The following is a 16,772-nucleotide window of genomic DNA, read 5'->3' on the forward strand; positions in this document are numbered from 1 at the left end:
TGCGGGCATCGTGAAAAATCTATGGCAAAGAAAGCCTTATGTTCTCATAACTGACGATTAAATCGCACCTTCCTTAGCCAATGTTTCCCGGGTCACGGTGACACGCGTTCTTAATGAACCGGATAAAGTCAAAGAAGAAACCCGGATCCGTGTTGAAGAAGCGATAAAAACGCTCAATTATACGCCCAATTTAAGCGCCCGCTCGCTGGTGAGTAAAAGCAGCGGCGTGATTGGCATGCTGGTGCCTGATAATATCTCCGGCTTCTTCGGATCGGTGATGAGCGCGGTGCACAAACAGGTCAATGCCAAAGGCAAAATGCTGATGGTGCTTGAGAGCACCGGGGCCAGCGAAGAAGAGAACGCCCTGCGTAAGTTAGATGAAATTAACTGCGATGGTTTTCTTCTTTATGTGCGCCACCTTTCCACGGAAAAAATCAAAACCTACACCCGTTCCAAGCCGGTGGTCTTGCTCGATGCCGCAGAGGCATCGGCCATTGCCGCCATCACCTTTGGCCATTACCAGGCCGCGTTTGACGCCACCCGGAAGCTGACTGACGCCGGGCATCGTCATATTGCTGTTGTTGGCGGTCCGGCATCGCGCCGCAGCGCCATCGCCCGTCTTAACGGCTGCGTCGACGCTATCCGACAGGTTAATGACGGCTGGGATCTGAGCTTTACCGCATCCGGCAGCTATGGTCAGGAGTTTGGCGAAGCCGCCACCCTTGAGCTGATCGGCCGCAAGCCGGAGATAACCGCCATAGTCTACTGCGGTGAACGCGCATGCTCAGGTGGGTTGCGTGGGCTAAGGACGCTGGGGAAAAATGCCCCGGAAGATATTTCGATTATCTCTTTCGACAGCTTCGGGCTGACGCAGTATCTGGCTCCCCATATCGACAGCGTGATTTATCCGGTCAAAGAGATGGCCGAATACGGCGTCAGCGAAGTGCTCAATCAGCTCTTTCATAAGGACTATGCCATCAGGCCCAAAGAGTTTGCCCACTATTTTATTGCCGGTGACTCGATAAGGCCCTGTTAAGGCCCGTTATCACTTTATTTCCCGCCGCCTGTACAGGCGCTTTGTTAACAGACACAGCGCCAGGAAAACCAGCAAATAGAGAAAGACATAACCCCCGGTTTGCTGGCGGTTTTCCCGCTCAGGATCCGCCGCCCAGCTTAAAAATGCCGTCACGTCTTTGGCGTACTGCGCTTCGGTTTGCGGCACAACGGGCTGCCCGTTCGCGCCTATTGGATAGCTGAACTCATTATCAGCCAGAGGGCGCGTCATGCTGGTTACCCCGCCGGGGAAAAAGCGGTTTTTCGTCATCTGCGGATCCTGATCGTCATACCCGGTGAGAACAGCATACACATAGTCGCTGCCCTGCTCGTTGTACGGGATAAACAGATCAAAGATAAACTGCGGGAAGCCGCGATCGTAGCTGCGCGCCCGGGTGATATAGGTCAGATCAACCGGCACAATGCCGTTATGCATAAATTTTGCCTGCTGAGGATTGGCAAAGGGCGGCAGCATCTTGTCACCCAGCCGTCCGCTGCGCTCCATCGGTTCACCCTCATCGTCGATATCGGCAAATACATAGCCGCTGGCTAATTCTCTGGCGGCTTCCATGCTGAGCTGCGGCCCGCCAGGACGGGTGAGGGAGCGAAAATCAAGGTACGCCATCCCATGGCAGGCGCGGCACTTTTCGCTGTAGATCTGCAAACCACGTCTGAGCTGGTCCTGGTCATATTTGCCGTTCACCCCGGCAAAGCTCCAGCTCTGGCGCTCGGGCGTGGCGGCCTGTTCAGCCGCCCTTGCGGTAAAGGCTGCGCTTAACAGGGACAGCGCGATAACAAAAAGAGATTTCAGCATGCTTAACTCTGTTTTTCCAGAAAACGGCGGCAGGGGAGCAGAAGCAAAAACCAGGCGAAATAGATAATTGTTGAGAGCTGCGACGCCGGGCGGATCCACCCCTGCTCATCAGAGCGCCCGCTCAGCCAGTCGATCAGATCCGGCCCGACCAGCGCCTTCGATCCCAGCCAGCCCAGAAAGAGGGCATTGAGCACCCACAGCAGAAAACAAATTTTGACGATGATGCTGTGGTGGCGAAAACGTGACGTTGAGGTGTCGAGCCAGGGCAGGAGATAGAACACCAGCACCGCGCCGCCCATCAGCGAGATGCCCAACAGTTCGCCAGGGAAACAGCGCAGAATGGAAAAGAGCGGCAGGAAATACCACTCCGGGGCGACGATTAACGGTGTGACGGTGGGATCTGCCGGAATGTAGTTATCCGCACTACTCAGGTAATTCGGCGCGAAGAACAGCAGCCAGCTGAACAGCATCAGGAAGAGGGTGATTTTGACGGCATCGTCATGGGTCATTTTATAGTCGAACAGCAGGCGGCATTTATCCTTCGCACTGAACTCCCTTTTCATCGCATCGGCATAGGCGTGGCGGACGGTGCGAATATGGACCACGGTCATCAGGATAATGATAAACGGCAGAATAAAATGCAGGACGTAAAAGCGGCCCAGCGTCGGCGTTCCCAGGGCGTAACCGCCAATCAGCAGGCTATGCAGGTCATCGCCGATAACGGGAACGGCGTGAGCGAATTCGGTTATCACCGTTGCCGCCCAGTAACTTTTTTGCCCCCAGATAAGGCTGTAACCCAAAAAGGCGGTCACCATCAGCAGCAGATAGAGGGTGACGCTTATCATCCACATTTTCAGATAAGGTTTACGATAGACCACGTAATACATGCTGCGCAGCATATGCAGATAGCAGGCGAAGAAAAACAGCGAAGCGCCAATCATATGCGCATCGCGGATAAGCTCCCCGTGTTTCACATTGCGCATAATGTGAATAATGGAGGCGTAAGCGGATTCCACGGTGGAGATATAAAACATCGCCAGGATGATCCCGCTGAGGGTTTGCACCAGCAGCATCAGTAATAACAGCGCTCCGGCGGAGAAAAGCCAGATCCCACGCACGGTTTTAGGCAACGGAAGACGCTGTAGCCAGCGGGTAACGGGCCGGGAGGTCAGCGGAGGGGAATTATCGACCATCTTAAACGTCCTTCACGCCAATGCGCAGTGTCTGGCCGTCCGGGTGAAAAGCATAATCCGGGATCGCCATATTTTCTTCCGCCGGTCCCCGGGTCACCCGGCCGGACAAATCAAACTCTGAGCCGTGGCAGGGGCACAGCCAGCCGCTTTTCTCGCCGGTCTGCTCATTAGGAATACAGCCCGCATGGGGGCAATAGCCGTAAACCACCAGCCACTGCTCATGACCGGGTTTTACCCGCTGCGCATCCGCCTGGGGCTGGATCCGGCTTACCCCGTCAAGGGCGTTGGCCAGTTTGATCTCCTGCTCGGTGCGATGACGAATAAACACCAGTTTTCCCCGCCAGACGCGACGCAGGGTTTCCCCAGGCGCGACATTGCCAAGGGGAATATCCATCGGCTCGCCGTCTGCCTGGGTTTGTTCATCCGGCCCGAGGGCGGCGACCAGGGGCCACATTGCCGCAGCCACGCCCGCGGCGCCGACAAATTTTGTCAACTTACATAAACATTCACGCCGCTGCTCATGGATAACCTCGGCCGCGTCGTCAGGGTTTTTACCGGGTCCGGTCATGATCACCGCCTCCTTGTGGCGATTTACTGGGCATCCATACGGGCAAAAATGGCTTTCAGGCGCTTATCGGCAACCCCTGGCGCTTTGAAATTACGGTAAGCATCGGTCAGTTTCGCATCGCCGACCTTAATCAGCATCACCATGCCCATGGCGTAATGCGGCGAACACTTGATGCCGTACAGTCCTGGCTTGTCATATTTGACTTCGATCTCTTCGTCGATTTTCCCGATAAAGCCCTGGTAGCCCTCCGGGGAGAGCTCCGCAATCGAGGCGGCGTTATGGCTGCGGTGGGTGCGAATAAATTTCACGCTGTCGCCGGGCTGGATATCCAGAAAGTCCGGCTCGTAAACCATTGGCCCGGCAGTGCCACGGTTTTTCATCAGGACTTCGTGTACCTGGGCAAAGGCAGGCGCGGTCAGCGCCAGCAGGCAAACCACTTTCAGCATCGTTAAAAGGTATTTCATGGTATTTCCCTTGATTAAGAAAAGACGTCTACCGGGCAACGGTAGCGAATAAAACAGCCTGCTTCGCCGGGAGAGGCATCGACAATCGCCTCCACCCCAAACCAGCGGCGAATGTTTTCCGTGGTGAAGAGCGCCCTGGGCGTACCGATGCTGACGATTTTCCCGTCCTGCATCGCAATAATGCGATCGCAAAACATCGCCGCATGATTCAGGTCATGCAGGGCGGCAATCACCGTCAGCTTTTGTTTTTTCACCAGGCTAAGCAGGCCAATCTGGTGCTGAATATCGAGGTGGTTGGTCGGCTCATCCATCAACAGCAGATCCGGTTGCTGGGCGAGGGCGCGGGCAATATGCAGGCGCTGGCGTTCGCCGCCGGAGAAGGTATGCCAGCAGCGTTCCCGCAGATGGCAGGCGGCGGTTTTCACAAAAATATCGCTGACCACCGCCTCATCCGTTGCGGACCAGGGCCGGAGCGCGCTGAGGTAAGGCGTGCGCCCTAACGCCACCGCCTGCCAGGCGGTCAGCCTTTCACTGGTATCGGCCTGTTGTTCAACCAGCGCCACTTTGCGGGCAAACTCCCGCCGCGACCAGTCGTTCAGCGCTTTACCCTCAAGGCTGATGGTGCCGCGTGTCGGTCTGGTCAGCCCGGCGATCAGCGAAATAAGTGACGTTTTCCCGGAGCCGTTTGGCCCGACAATACCGATAAACTCACCCTGATGGACGCGAAAGGAGACGTCATCAACAATGGTTTTCTGCCGGATATCCCGCCCGACACGGTGAACATCGACACACACCGGCGCATGGATCTGCGGGGAGATATCAGGCGACTGAAGCGAAGCCGGGTTGCGGGTCATTGGGTTTTGCTCCCACGAATAAGGATAAAGGAAAACGCGGGCGCGCCGACCAGCGCGGTGATCACCCCAATCGGCAGCACCTGCCCGCTGAGCAGAGTGCGGGAAACCACATCGGCGACGATCAGAAAAATGGCGCCGGCGAGGGCGCTGGCGGGCAACAGGCGCGCATGTTGATTGCCGACAATCAGCCGTGCCGCATGGGGGATAACCAGCCCCACAAAGCCAATGGCGCCGACGATCGACACCATAATGGCGGTCATGGCGGTGACGGCGCCAATCAGCACAATGCGGGTGCGTTTTACCGGAATACCCAGCGAGGCCGCCGAGTCGATACCAAAGGTAAAGGCATCAAGATGGCGGGCGTGCCAGAGGCAAATCATCACCCCCACAATGGCGGTGGGGACCGCCAGCGACACGTCCGGCCAGCGGATGCCGCTCAGGTTGCCTAACAGCCAGAACATGATCCCTCGCGCCTGCTCGGCGTTGGCCGATTTGGTAATAATGAGCGAGGTGAGGGCGTTAAACAGTTGAGAGCTGGCGATCCCGGCAAGAATAATATGGGTGGCGGACGCGCTGCGCTGGCCCCGTGCGGCCATCGCCAGCAGGGCCACAAATAAAAACGCGGTCAGGGCGCCAATAAATGCGCCAAAGGACATGGAGATGGCTCCTGCGCCCAGCCCCGTGAGGGCGACCAGCACCGCACCCGTTGAGGCACCGGCTGAGATCCCCAGCAGATAAGGCTCTGCCAGCGCATTTCGCAGCAGCGATTGCAGCACCACGCCGGAGACGGCCAGGCAGGCACCGCAGCAGGCGGAAACAATCGCCCTGGTCAGGCGGTAATTCCAGATAATCCCCGCATCCAGGGGATCCACCTGATAGCCGGAGTCGAAGAACGCGTTGCTCAGGGTTTTCACGACCACCCGCCAGGGGATCACCGTTTCGCCGATGGAAATCCCCGCCACGATCGCGCAGCACAGCAGCACGCTTACCCACAACGCATGGGCGAAAAATCTTGCCATCAGGGGCGTACTTGATACGCGAAGCCGGGTGAGTTCACTCATGCAAAACCTGATTTCCGTGATTAAAAATACCGGAACGGGCGCATGGCACGTTCCGGCGTAAGGGTTAGTGGCTGGCTTTCTCTTTTGCCAGTCCGGATTCCACCAGCGCATCAGCCAGTTTTTCCAGTCCATCGATAGTGCGGATCCCGGCATTCATGGTCTGCACATCGATAACGGTCAGATGATTTTCCTTCACCGCGGGCAGCAGTCGGGTCACCGGATCGGTCTTTAAATAGTCCATCTTCACTTTCCAGTCATCTGCCGGGAAACGGCGGCGGGACATCTCCCCGAGCACAATCACCGAAGGATTGGCCTTCGCGATGGTTTCCCAGCCGACGGTGGGCCACTCTTCAGAGGAATCAATAATGTTTTTGACCCCAAGGGTAGAGGCAATCCAGGCGGCAGGGCCGAGTTTTCCGGCGACATAAGGGTCAAGTTGCAGGTCAGCGCTGGAGAACCAGAACACCGCTGAGACATCTGGCGGGAGCTTATCCAGACGCTGACGGGCTTTTTCTTCGCGGGCTTTCAGGCTGGCAATCAGCGCATCGCCTTTTTCCTGCACGTCGAAGATATTCGCCAGATCGGCCACTTCCTGATACACCAGTTCAATGTTAAACATGCCTTTACGCACGCCATCGCCGCCGTCGGCGTTGTCTTTCGCGCAATCTGCCGGGGCGGTATAGACCGGCACCTTCAGCTCGCTGAACTGCTCATAAGAGGCAACCGTACCCGCCGGGCCTATCTGCCACTCAAACTGGCTGGCGACCAGATCCGGTTTTTTCGCCACAATGCCTTCGAAGCTGGGGATGTTCTGCGCGATGACCGGGACTTTTTCATTGGCCTCTTTAAAGGGGGCCAGCACCGGGCCGAACCACAGTGCGGTACCCGCTACCCGGTCAGCAAGCCCGAGGGCGTAGAGAATTTCGGTGCTGTTTTGCCCGACGGTCACCACCTGACGCGGCGCCTGGGTGAAGGTGATATCGCGACCGCAGTTTTTGATGGTCAGGGGGTAGTGGGGTTGTGCCGCCTGTACGCTGACGCCTGCCAGCAGGGCGGCTGCGCCCATCAGGGTTAACACTGCGCGACGGGCATATTTATTCGCGCTGGTGGTGGTCATTTTCTTCATCATGTTCCTCTGAAAACTGGCGCAGACAGCTGCGCTCCCTTTAATCCATTCCGGGGACAGACACATGACAAGGCATGACATTTACTACACAAAGGTAAGCAGGCCGGGATAACGCAGACAGAGCCCCGGAAGAGAAAACCTGAAACACAATCTGTAACGCGGTAGTAACCAATGCCAGACTCAGTCATCCTACGGACCATCCCGCCCGATAAGTGAAAACAATGTCGATAGCAGGTCTCCTGGCTCGCGGTAACTCGAACATCGGCCTTCCCATTAATTAACTTAACAGTGACCTGCAATTAACAAGGTTAATTGCCTCTGACGTTCAATATCCGCTTACAGTTGCGGGGGCAGCTATGGCATAAGAGAATGTAGACTCCGCACCATATTCCATCTGACAGTTAAAAAACCATCAAATATTGCTATCTGAGAGCGGACTCTATCGGCAATATATTTTTCCGTCAACCATCTAAAAAAGCTGGTCAGGAACAATTTAAAATCACTGGCCTTGTTATTTTGTGATTATAAATCAATTGGTTATATTGTTTTATTGTGTTTGTAATTATTAGTCTGTATATCAACTCAGTGATTCAAATGAGAATTGTTTGATATTTATCAATATTATTGTCTGCTTTATCTTAAGGACCAGACCTGGGGTAATTATTCAACCTGCGGTGGATCAATCATTTTGCTCATTCCCGGCAGCCATAACAGCAAAAACAAAGACCGCCCGCAGCTGAATAAAATATAACTGAGCCACAAGCCATTATTGCCGTAAGGGCCGATAAGCCCCCAACTGACGAGCAGCCATAACGCCAGCGAAAGCAGCATGGAATTACGTACCGGGCGCGTCCAGGTGATACCGGTAAATATGCCGTAAAACACCAGACCGACGCTGGCGCACAGCGGAAATAGCGTCAGCCAGGGCGCATACCTGAGACTGAGCGCAATGACCTCCGGTTGCCGGGTAAACAAACCGATGACTGGTGAAGCAAAAAACGCCCAGACCAGGGCAATCAGCAGCGGAACCCACAGGCAGGAAATTACCGAACATTTCACCGTTCGCGCGAGTAATTGTTTGTCCTTCGCCCCGCGGGCCTGGCCGCTGAAGACGCTGGAGGCATTGGCGAAGCCATCGAACAGGTAACACATCAGATAGTGGATCTGAAACAGGATCATATTGGCGGCGAGCACGTCGTTGCCCTGTGACGCGCCGATAGCAACAAACTGGTTGGTCACCACCAGCAGGCACACCGTTCTTATCATCAGGTCGCTGTTAACCAGAAACATCTGGCGAAATGCGGAGCCATCAAAAAGGTCGCGATACCCGCCGCGAATATGGGTCAACAGGCCTGAGCGAAGTACCAGCCAGAGGCCCATTAGCGTGCCGAGGATCTGGGCCAGCAGGGTGGCGCAGGCCACCCCGCGTACACCGGCGGAAAAAAACCGCACCAGCAGCACCGCCAGCCCGATATTGAGCAGGTTAATCACAATCTGATTGCACAGCACGCTGCGGGTCAGCCGTTTTCCCATCAGCCAGCCGAGCAGAACATAGTTAGCCAGGGTAAAGGGCGCGCCCCAAATCAGAATGAAAAAGTAGTCATGGGCGTAACGCTTTACCGTCTCGCTGGGGGAAAGCAGCGCCATCGCCGCGCTGAACAGCGGTTTTTGCAGAAGGATAAATATCACCCCCAGCACGCAGGCCACCAGCAATGGGCGCAGAAGCGCCATCAGCAGCGCCGGGGATCCATGCCGCGACTGGGCGCTCCAGGCGGTGGTGCTGACCCGTAAAAAACCAAACAGCCAGTAGAGGGTATTGAAAATCACCGCCCCCACCGCGACGCCGCCGATTAGCGCCGGGTCGGTAAAATGCCCGACCAGCGCGGTATCCACCGCCCCAAGAAGCGGGGTGGTCAGCGTTGAGAGCATAAAGGGCACAACCAGCAGCAGGTATTGCCGGTAGCTTAAAACAGAGGTGGGTATTGCCGATGCGCTCATAAATCAACGTTATTAAATAATAGGTTATATAAAAGTGTCAGACGACCATCAGGTTGCCCATCATACCCAGTTCTTCATGTTCCAGAATATGGCAATGGTACATGCGCATGCCGGGAGAGTCCTGACGCATCAGCAATTTTATGCTTTCACCGGGGAGGACATTCACCGTATCGTGCCAGCCGACAACCTCAGGAGTTGTGCGCGTTTCGCCGTACAGTGACTCGATTAGCTGAAACTGCCCACCGTGAATATGCATCGGGTGATCCATCGGCGTGGCGTTGATAAAGGTCCACTCATCGGTCTGCCCGACCAGACTATGGATGTCCATCCGCGCAAGATCGAAGCTTTCACCGTTAAGCCAGAAACCGCGACCAGGACGACCGCCATGGTTTTCCATCAGCTTGCCCATATGCTCCATCAGCATGATTTCATGCTTTTGCCCGTCAAAAACCAGCGGCGTAATAGGGCGCAGCGTTTCCGGCAGGCTCACTTGCCGGGCTCCCTGAAGGGCAACGCTTGCAATGGCGACAGGCTTTGTGGGGGCGGCACTGTGCATTTTATGCCGATCGTAGGGCAGCAGCATGAGCGGATGCTGACCATCCTGGCCTTCAATCACCACTTCTGCTCGTTGGCCTGGGGCCAGCAGCAGACTCTGTTTTGCAAGCCCAGGGCTTGCCTGTAAGCCGCCGTCGCTGCCCACCTGGCGGAGTGAGGCGCCGGGGATCGCAAGTTGCAGATAGCGGGCGGAACAGCAGTTCCAGACTCGCACCCGCACGGCGCCATGCAGGGTGATGTGCGGCATTAGCGCACCGTTAATCAGCACCTGCCGGCCTTCACGTCCGTCGAGCCATTCATGGAATGTATGCGGCGTGACCCTGCCGTCGGCATTAAGGGAGATATCGCTTATCACCCAGTGCTGTTCCGGCAAAGAGGCGAGCGGATCCTGACGGCTGCGCACGATTAAGGGACCGGCCAGACCGTGGCTCACTTGCTCAACCACCCCGGTCAGTGGGTGAGGGTGATACCAGTAAGTCCCGGCGCAATCCTCAGGTAAACGAAAACGGTATGTCCGGGTTTCGCCCGGTTTGACGGGCATCTCCGGGCCGCCATCCTGATCGGAGGGGACCGGCAGGCCGTGCCAGTGGACGGTGGTATCGGCGCTAAGCTGGTTGGTGAAAGCAATGTCCACCTCCATACCTTCTTCCAGCTCAATCAATGGCCCCAGCATGCCGCCGTTATAGCCATACAGATCGGCGCTGAGGATATTCCCCACCCTGGCCTGTTGCCCGGACTGCGCGGTAAGGGACGCCCTGAAAGTACCTGGCTGCTGGCTTTGATTCGCCAGCCGACGCAGCTCTGGCAACGGTTGCTGCCCGGAGCCTGCCCCGGCAAAGGCCCATGAGCTTGCCAGCAGCCCCAGCGTACCCTGTAAAAAGTGACGACGTGTTACCTTCATGGCATCCCTGATTGCGCTTATTTGTCGATGTCGGCCAGGTATTTGTCGAGGCGATCGCCCTTCATAACCAGCTTCGGTTTAAGCTTTTTGGCTTTCGCTTCCACGGCCTCCAGGTTGCTGGCTTTCCCCACTTGCACCAGACCAATCATCGACATCATTAAATGCGGCGGGCAGTAGTAGAGATAAATACCTTCTTTATCCAGGGTGACGGTCCACTTTTCATCCAGTTTACTTTTCCACGCGCCTGCGCCTTCCGGGACGACGTAGCTCTGCACGTAATGGCTGCTGTTTTCTGGAACAAAGGTAACGGTATCGCCGACGGCGGCTTTCACCACCGGCGGCTCAAAGACCATTCCGCCGTCTTTGCCGTAGTTGAGCATTTTGACCTCATGGTCAACGGCCATGGCGGCGGGGGCTGCGAAACTGAGCGCCAGAGTCAGCGCAAGGGAGAATTTCATGCTTCTTTCCTTAGAGGGATGTTTATCATCAGAGGGTGGTGGCGGCTAAGCGGCTGGATCATCGGTAATCCGCCGTTGTCATAGACAATTTCCAGCGTCACGCCGTAAGTGTGAGAGAGCAATTCAGGGGTAATGATGGCCTGGGGCGCGCCCGTGGCCTGTAACGTCCCCTGGGAGAACACCAGCAGATTATCAGCATACTGGCAGGCCAGATTCAGGTCGTGCAGAACGACAACGGTCACCAGATCCCGTTCGCGGGTTTGCTCCCGGACCAGATCCAGCATCGCAATCTGGTGATGCAGATCGAGCGCGCTGACCGGCTCATCAAGCAGCATCATTCTGGCGTTGCGCATCAGAACCTGAGCGAAGAGCACCATCTGGCGCTGCCCGCCGCTGAGGCTGCCAACGTCCCGGTGCGCCAGAGGGGCAATTCCCGCCGCGTGCAGGCAGTTCATCGCCTCAGCCAGCAGGTTTGGGTCGATATGCAACGTCAGGGTTTCCAGCCCGCCGAGGACGACGATTTCCAGCACGCTCAGCGAGACATCAAGCCCGGTATCCTGCGGCATATAGGCAATAGCCTGCCGCCACTGCTGTATAACCCGGGAGCGATGACGCCCCGCGCCCAGGGTTTTCTCCTGCCAGCCAATATGCCCGGATTGTAAGGGTAAATCGGCAAACAGGGAGCGCAGCAGGGTCGATTTCCCGGTGCCGTTTGGCCCGATAATCACATGCACCTGACCGCTGGCGAGCGTGGTGCTGATGCCCTGCATAATGGTCTTAGTGCCATGGGCAATGCTCAGGTTGTTGAGCGTTATCATTGCGCGCGTCTCCGTGGGGAGAAAATCAGCCACAGCAGGAAGGGCACGCCAACGATGGCGGTGACGATCCCCACCGGAAACAAGGCTCCCGGAATAATGGATTTTGACATCACCGAGGCGGCGGAAAGCATCAGAGCGCCGCTGAGCATCGACATGGGTAAATAAAAGCGCTGATCTTCACCGACGCTGACCCGCGCCAGGTGCGGCGCCACCAAGCCAATAAAACCGATAACGCCGACAAAGCTGGTGGCCGTTGCGGTCATGACCGCCACAATCACCAGCACTTTGATGCGCAGATGACGAACATTCACCCCCAGACTTGCCGCCCGCATTTCACCCATCCGCAGTGCGGCCAGCTTCCACGAGTCAAGCCACAACAGAATGCAGCAGACAAGGGTGACAAGGGTGGTGATGCCGAGCGTCGGCCAGGTGGTTTTGGTCAGACTGCCGAACAGCCAGAATAAAATTTGCTGCGACAGCTCCGGGGAGGCAATGAACTGAATCAACGAAATCAGTGACTGGAACAAAAAGAGCAGAGCGATACCGCCGAGGATGATTGACTCAATATTGGTGCGACGCATGGAGGCCAGAAAGAACAAAAAGGCGGCGGCAACCATCGAAAAGACAAAGGCCCCGAGCGGGACGGCAATCATCTCGTGTAAGCCCAGACCGCCGACGGCGAGCATGGCGGCGGCGCCAAAGCCAGCGGCTGCCGCCATCCCTAAGGTATAGGGGCTGGCCATCGGGTTATTTAACAGCGTTTGCATCTGGGCGCCGCCCGCGCCGAGCGACGCACCGACCGCCAGCGCCATCAGGGCAATCGGCAGCCGCAGGCCGCGCACAATGGAATCGGTCATTGAATCGCGATCGCCATAATTGAGAATAGAACGCACAACTTCACCGGGTGAAAGCAGGGAAGGGCCGGTGGCCACGTCCAGGACAAAGGTCAGCAGCGTCAGTAGGAAAAAGAACAGCAGCCATTGCCATCGACGCCGCTCGCGCAGGCGAAAACGGGCAATGGCCTCCTGATGTTCGGTAACAGGCACAGTCATAGGGATATCCAAAAAACGGGAGCACCAGGCTCCCGTTAAGCGAAAGAAATAATGGCAGACTTATTTGACCGAAATCGCGAAGGTACCCTGTGGTTTCACCGGCAGGTATTTAGCGTAATAGCCGAGGTAATTGGCAACCGGATCCATTTTGCTGAACTGCTGCGGATACAGCGCTTTGGCAATGTACTGCACCATCGCGAAATCAGACAGAGTACGGGATGCTCCCTGATACACGCCAAACAGCTGATGGTTTTTAACCGCCGGTAATGCATCCCAGCCCTGGCGGGTGGCGAAGGCGGCAAGCTTAGTGCGCGCTTCTTCGGCATTCACGCCCTGGCCCATAGGCAGTGCGCTGGCTGATTTGTTGTTTTCACGCCCGGAGATGAAAATCGCATCTGGCCTTGAAGCCAGCACTTGTTCCGGGTTAATCGGCCCCCACCACTCAACAAAGGGGGCGGCGATATTATCGCCACCGGCAGCGGTGATCATCGCGCCCCACATGTTTTTGCCGTAGGTGAAGGAGTATTCGCCTGGACCTTTGTTACCGAACTCAACGTAGACTTTAGGTTTTGGCTTTTTCGCGGCGGCAACGCCATCGGAGACTTCTTTCAGGGCATTAGCATAGAAATCGGCCAGCTCGTTGGCGCGTTTTTCCTGACCGGTCAGGGTGCCAAGCAGGCGCGTAGATGCCGTATGGCGGGCCACGGTCTGCTCGTTATAATCAACAACAACAACCGGGATCCCTTCTTCTTCCAGACGATCGGCATCCAGACCCAGCGCTTTGTATTGCCAGTCAGCAAGGATAACCAGATCGGGCTTCAGGCTGAGGACTTTTTCGACCGAGAAGGTCTGCGCTTCCACTTCGCCAACGTCCTGAATGGTTTTCAGCGACGGGCGATGTTTAGTATGCATTTCCCAGTTTGCCGGTACCCATCCTTCCCAGGCTTCGCGCGACAGGCCGACCACCGAGTCAAAGGCTTTCTCAGTGCCGATCGCCATATAATCTTCAAAATAAAAACCCAGCACCACGCGCTTTGTGGGCAGATCGACCTTTACTTCACGACCAATAACATCGGTGATGGTTTTCACTTCCGCCCAGGCGTTAATACTGCCAAAAGCACTCAGGGCCAGGGTACAGAATCCCAGCGTTCTGACGAGTTGACGACTATCCATTTTTACTCCAAATGTAAAATATATGTTTCTAAGTAATACATTATAATTCCATTGATAATCATAATCGTTTTTATCTAATCTATTCAATCCCACTATTTGTAGGGGGATGACAAAAGGGTTTTAAACAAAAACTCCGGCTTTCAGCGAGCGCAAAGCGCGTGTTTACAGGGATATTGTGCGGAAGCGGAGAAAAAAAGCCCTTTACTCATAGAGTGAGTACTATGCACTGCACAAGATTTCTGGTGACTGGTTTTTAAGTGACGAGTGGCAGTTAAAAGGGCATTACTTTCGCCATAATGATGTCTCTTCTGCTTTGTGTTGGTGACGGGGCGGTCTGTCACTTCTGTGCTTCGGTTCGCGGTAAAATTTCTCCCATCTGCCACACTTTCTGGTTACTGACATCAGGATGAGGAAAGCAGAATGAAACATTCATTATGGACTGTAGCTCTTGCCGCCACGTTGCCGTTCGCACCTGTTACGCTGGCGCAAAGCACACCGCAAGGATATCAGCTCGAACAGGTGCTGATCATGAGTCGACATAATCTGCGCGCACCCCTGGCCAATAACGGCAGCGTGCTGGAGCAATCCACCCCAAGGCTTTGGCCTGAGTGGACGGTACCCTGTGGGCAACTGACCACCAAAGGGGGCATTTTAGAGGTGTATATGGGCCATTATATGCGTGAATGGCTCGCCGAAAATAAACTCTTAACCTCAGGTGAGTGCCCGGCGCCGGGTGCGGTCTATGCTTACGCCAACAGCCTGCAGCGGACGGTGGCGACCGCGCAATTCTTTATCACCGGGGCTTTTCCAGGCTGCGATGTGCCGGTTCATCATCAGGAAAAAATGGGCACCATGGATCCGACCTTCAATCCGGTTATTACCGACGGTTCGGCCGCCTTCAGTGAGCAGGCGGTAAAAGCGATGGAGACCCGGCGTCAGCAGGATGAACTGAGCGAAAGTTACCGCCTGCTGGAAAAAATCACCCAGTTTGAGCGTTCGCCCTCCTGCAAAGAGAAACAGGTGTGTGATTTAGCCAGCGGCAAAGACAGCTTCAGCGCGAAAGTGCAGCAGGAGCCGGGAGTTTCCGGGCCGCTGAAGGTGGGTAATTCACTGGTGGATGCTTTTACCCTCCAGTATTACGAAGGTTTTTCGCCGGATAATGTCGCCTGGGGGGAGATTAACTCTGACCAGCAGTGGCGTCTGTTGTCGAAGCTGAAAAACGGCTATCAGGACGCGCTTTTTACCTCGCCTGCGGTCGCGCAAAATGTGGCGAAACCGCTGGTGCGCTACATCGACAAAACCCTGGTCAGTGACGCCGCGAATTCGGCGAGAGTCACCCTGATGGTTGGGCATGACTCAAACATTGCCTCATTGCTGACGGCGCTGGATTTTGCGCCTTATCAGCTCCACGATCAGTATGAACGGACGCCGATTGGCGGGAAAATTGTTTTCCAGCGCTGGAATGATTCCGTGGCCAAACGGGAACTGATGAAAATTGAATATGTTTATCAGAGCAGTAATCAACTGCGTAATGCGGATGTGCTGACGTTGAAAGCGCCACCCCAGCGCGTAACGCTGGCGCTGAAAGGCTGTCCTGTTGATGACAATGGCTTTTGCCCGCTGGAAACCTTCAACGCGGTGATGAACGCGGCGGCAAAATAACATTATTGCCCCCGCATCCAGCCTGCGGGGGCGTATTCACTCAGACGTTTTGTCGCTCGATGGTTTGTTCGCCCCAGAACAGGGCGTCTTTGTCGGTTCGCGCAAAGGCGCGTATCAGCACCTCGTCATTGCCTTCTTCCCAGATTTTTTCGGCAATCGCTTCGTTAAAGTTGGCGAGTTCAAAAATCGCTTCGGCAATCTCGGGTGATGTGTTGCGTAAGCTGGCCCATTCGCCCACCCGGTGGGCTTTTGCTTCTTGCGTTAACATTGCTCTTCTCCTCCAGGATCTTAGCCATTAAGTTTGACTGCCAGCCCGGCGACATATTCCCCCTGATAGTGGGCAATCGCCAGCTCCTGCTGACTTGGCTGACGTGAGCCATCGCCCCCGGCAATGGTGGTGGCCCCGTAGGGCGTTCCGCCGCGGACTTCTGAAATATCAAACAGTTCCTGCGCGGCATAGCCAATAGGCACAATTACCATTCCATGATGGGCAAGGGTCGTCCAGGTGGAGGAAATCGTCTGTTCCTGGCCGCCGCCGGTACCCGTGGAGCTAAAGACGCTGGCGAGTTTGCCGTACAGCGCGCCGGAGGCCCACAGCCCACCTGTTTGATCGAGAAAGGTGCGCATTTGCCCGGCCATGTTGCCAAAGCGGGTCGGCGTGCCGAAGATAATGGCGTCGTAATCGGCCAGCTCCTGCGGCGTGGCAACCGGGGCGGTATGTGTTTTCCCGCCAGCTTTCGCGAATGCTTCGGGGGACATGGTTTCAGGCACGCGCTTAATCACGACCTCGGCTTTGTCCACTTTGTTTGCCCCTTCCGCGATAGCCTTTGCCATGGTTTCGATATGTCCATACATGGAATAGTAAAGCACCAGCACTTTAGCCATTTGTTTCACTCCTCGCTGTCATCTCGCCCGGCGGCATATTGCCGCATTCATTTAAGCGTATGCCCTGGTTCAGGGAGTGCAAATCAGAGCACCATTTCTTTGATTAATAACATGTTATTTTCGGCTTTTCCGGCAGT

Annotated in this window: 17 protein-coding genes and 1 riboswitch; of the genes, 2 read left to right on the forward strand and 15 right to left on the reverse strand. The window is 55.7% G+C overall.

Annotated elements, in window-relative coordinates; all coding sequences use genetic code 11:
- The first annotated feature begins 61 nt into the window (after positions 1–61).
- On the forward strand, positions 62–1,036 hold the full coding sequence (locus ACSZO4_RS08270) for a LacI family DNA-binding transcriptional regulator (protein WP_437888449.1): 975 nt from the start codon (positions 62–64) through the stop codon (positions 1,034–1,036).
- A gap of 9 nt (positions 1,037–1,045) precedes the next feature.
- On the opposite strand, the gene ACSZO4_RS08275 is transcribed toward ACSZO4_RS08270, so the two are convergent.
- From ACSZO4_RS08275 to ACSZO4_RS08335, 13 genes are all read right to left on the reverse strand, one after another.
- Positions 1,046–1,867: a cytochrome c1 gene (locus ACSZO4_RS08275; RefSeq protein WP_437888407.1), complete on the reverse strand. Its 822-nt coding sequence runs from the start codon at positions 1,865–1,867 to the stop codon at positions 1,046–1,048.
- Positions 1,868–1,869: 2 nt separating this feature from the next.
- Entirely contained in the window at positions 1,870–3,060 is a 1,191-nt protein-coding gene (locus ACSZO4_RS08280; protein WP_437888408.1) for a cytochrome b, read from the reverse strand.
- A gap of 1 nt (position 3,061) precedes the next feature.
- Positions 3,062–3,628: a ubiquinol-cytochrome c reductase iron-sulfur subunit gene (gene petA / locus ACSZO4_RS08285; protein WP_437888409.1), complete on the reverse strand. Its 567-nt coding sequence runs from the start codon at positions 3,626–3,628 to the stop codon at positions 3,062–3,064.
- A 23-nt stretch (positions 3,629–3,651) separates the two neighbouring features.
- On the reverse strand, positions 3,652–4,092 hold the full coding sequence (locus tag ACSZO4_RS08290) for a pseudoazurin (protein WP_437888410.1): 441 nt from the start codon (positions 4,090–4,092) through the stop codon (positions 3,652–3,654).
- A gap of 14 nt (positions 4,093–4,106) precedes the next feature.
- Positions 4,107–4,946 carry an ABC transporter ATP-binding protein gene (locus ACSZO4_RS08295; protein WP_437888411.1) on the reverse strand — a complete coding sequence of 280 codons (840 nt, stop codon included), beginning with the start codon at positions 4,944–4,946 and terminating at the stop codon, positions 4,107–4,109.
- Positions 4,943–6,007, reverse strand: coding sequence for a FecCD family ABC transporter permease (locus tag ACSZO4_RS08300; protein WP_437888412.1), 1,065 nt, complete (start codon positions 6,005–6,007; stop codon positions 4,943–4,945). The genes ACSZO4_RS08295 and ACSZO4_RS08300 overlap by 4 nt, the downstream gene beginning before the upstream one ends.
- Before the next feature lie 64 nt (positions 6,008–6,071).
- On the reverse strand, positions 6,072–7,073 hold the full coding sequence (locus ACSZO4_RS08305) for an ABC transporter substrate-binding protein (RefSeq protein WP_437888450.1): 1,002 nt from the start codon (positions 7,071–7,073) through the stop codon (positions 6,072–6,074).
- Between the two features lie 272 nt (positions 7,074–7,345).
- Positions 7,346–7,563: riboswitch (cobalamin riboswitch) on the reverse strand.
- Between the two features lie 230 nt (positions 7,564–7,793).
- Positions 7,794–9,131 (reverse strand): MATE family efflux transporter, encoded by a 1,338-nt coding sequence (locus tag ACSZO4_RS08310; RefSeq protein WP_437888413.1) that lies wholly within the window; start codon positions 9,129–9,131, stop codon positions 7,794–7,796.
- A 37-nt stretch (positions 9,132–9,168) separates the two neighbouring features.
- The gene (locus ACSZO4_RS08315) at positions 9,169–10,587 is read right to left on the reverse strand and encodes a multicopper oxidase family protein (protein WP_437888414.1); all 1,419 of its coding nucleotides are present in this window, start codon (positions 10,585–10,587) and stop codon (positions 9,169–9,171) included.
- A gap of 17 nt (positions 10,588–10,604) precedes the next feature.
- Positions 10,605–11,045, reverse strand: a complete 441-nt coding sequence (locus ACSZO4_RS08320; RefSeq protein WP_437888415.1) for a pseudoazurin — start codon at positions 11,043–11,045, stop codon at positions 10,605–10,607.
- Positions 11,042–11,863, reverse strand: coding sequence for an ABC transporter ATP-binding protein (locus ACSZO4_RS08325; RefSeq protein ID WP_437888416.1), 822 nt, complete (start codon positions 11,861–11,863; stop codon positions 11,042–11,044). Before ACSZO4_RS08325 ends, ACSZO4_RS08320 begins: the two co-directional genes overlap by 4 nt.
- Entirely contained in the window at positions 11,860–12,915 is a 1,056-nt protein-coding gene (locus ACSZO4_RS08330; protein ID WP_437888417.1) for a FecCD family ABC transporter permease, read from the reverse strand. The genes ACSZO4_RS08325 and ACSZO4_RS08330 overlap by 4 nt, the downstream gene beginning before the upstream one ends.
- A 60-nt stretch (positions 12,916–12,975) precedes the next feature.
- The gene (locus ACSZO4_RS08335) at positions 12,976–14,088 is read right to left on the reverse strand and encodes an ABC transporter substrate-binding protein (protein ID WP_437888418.1); all 1,113 of its coding nucleotides are present in this window, start codon (positions 14,086–14,088) and stop codon (positions 12,976–12,978) included.
- A 420-nt stretch (positions 14,089–14,508) separates the two neighbouring features.
- Here ACSZO4_RS08335 and agp point away from each other — a divergent pair, with 420 nt between their 5' ends.
- A complete protein-coding gene (gene agp, locus ACSZO4_RS08340) occupies positions 14,509–15,750 on the forward strand; it encodes a bifunctional glucose-1-phosphatase/inositol phosphatase (protein ID WP_437888419.1) in 1,242 nt (413 codons plus the stop codon).
- 40 nt (positions 15,751–15,790) lie between these two features.
- On the opposite strand, the gene ACSZO4_RS08345 is transcribed toward agp, so the two are convergent.
- Both ACSZO4_RS08345 and wrbA read right to left on the reverse strand, forming a co-directional pair.
- Entirely contained in the window at positions 15,791–16,018 is a 228-nt protein-coding gene (locus tag ACSZO4_RS08345) for a YccJ family protein (protein WP_437888420.1), read from the reverse strand.
- Positions 16,019–16,038: 20 nt separating this feature from the next.
- Entirely contained in the window at positions 16,039–16,635 is a 597-nt protein-coding gene (gene wrbA / locus ACSZO4_RS08350) for an NAD(P)H:quinone oxidoreductase (protein WP_437888421.1), read from the reverse strand.
- Between the last annotated feature and the right edge of the window lie 137 nt (positions 16,636–16,772).

Origin of the sequence: Phytobacter sp. V91, assembly GCF_965644225.1 — a bacterium.
Taxonomy (GTDB): domain Bacteria; phylum Pseudomonadota; class Gammaproteobacteria; order Enterobacterales; family Enterobacteriaceae; genus CBFFRJ01.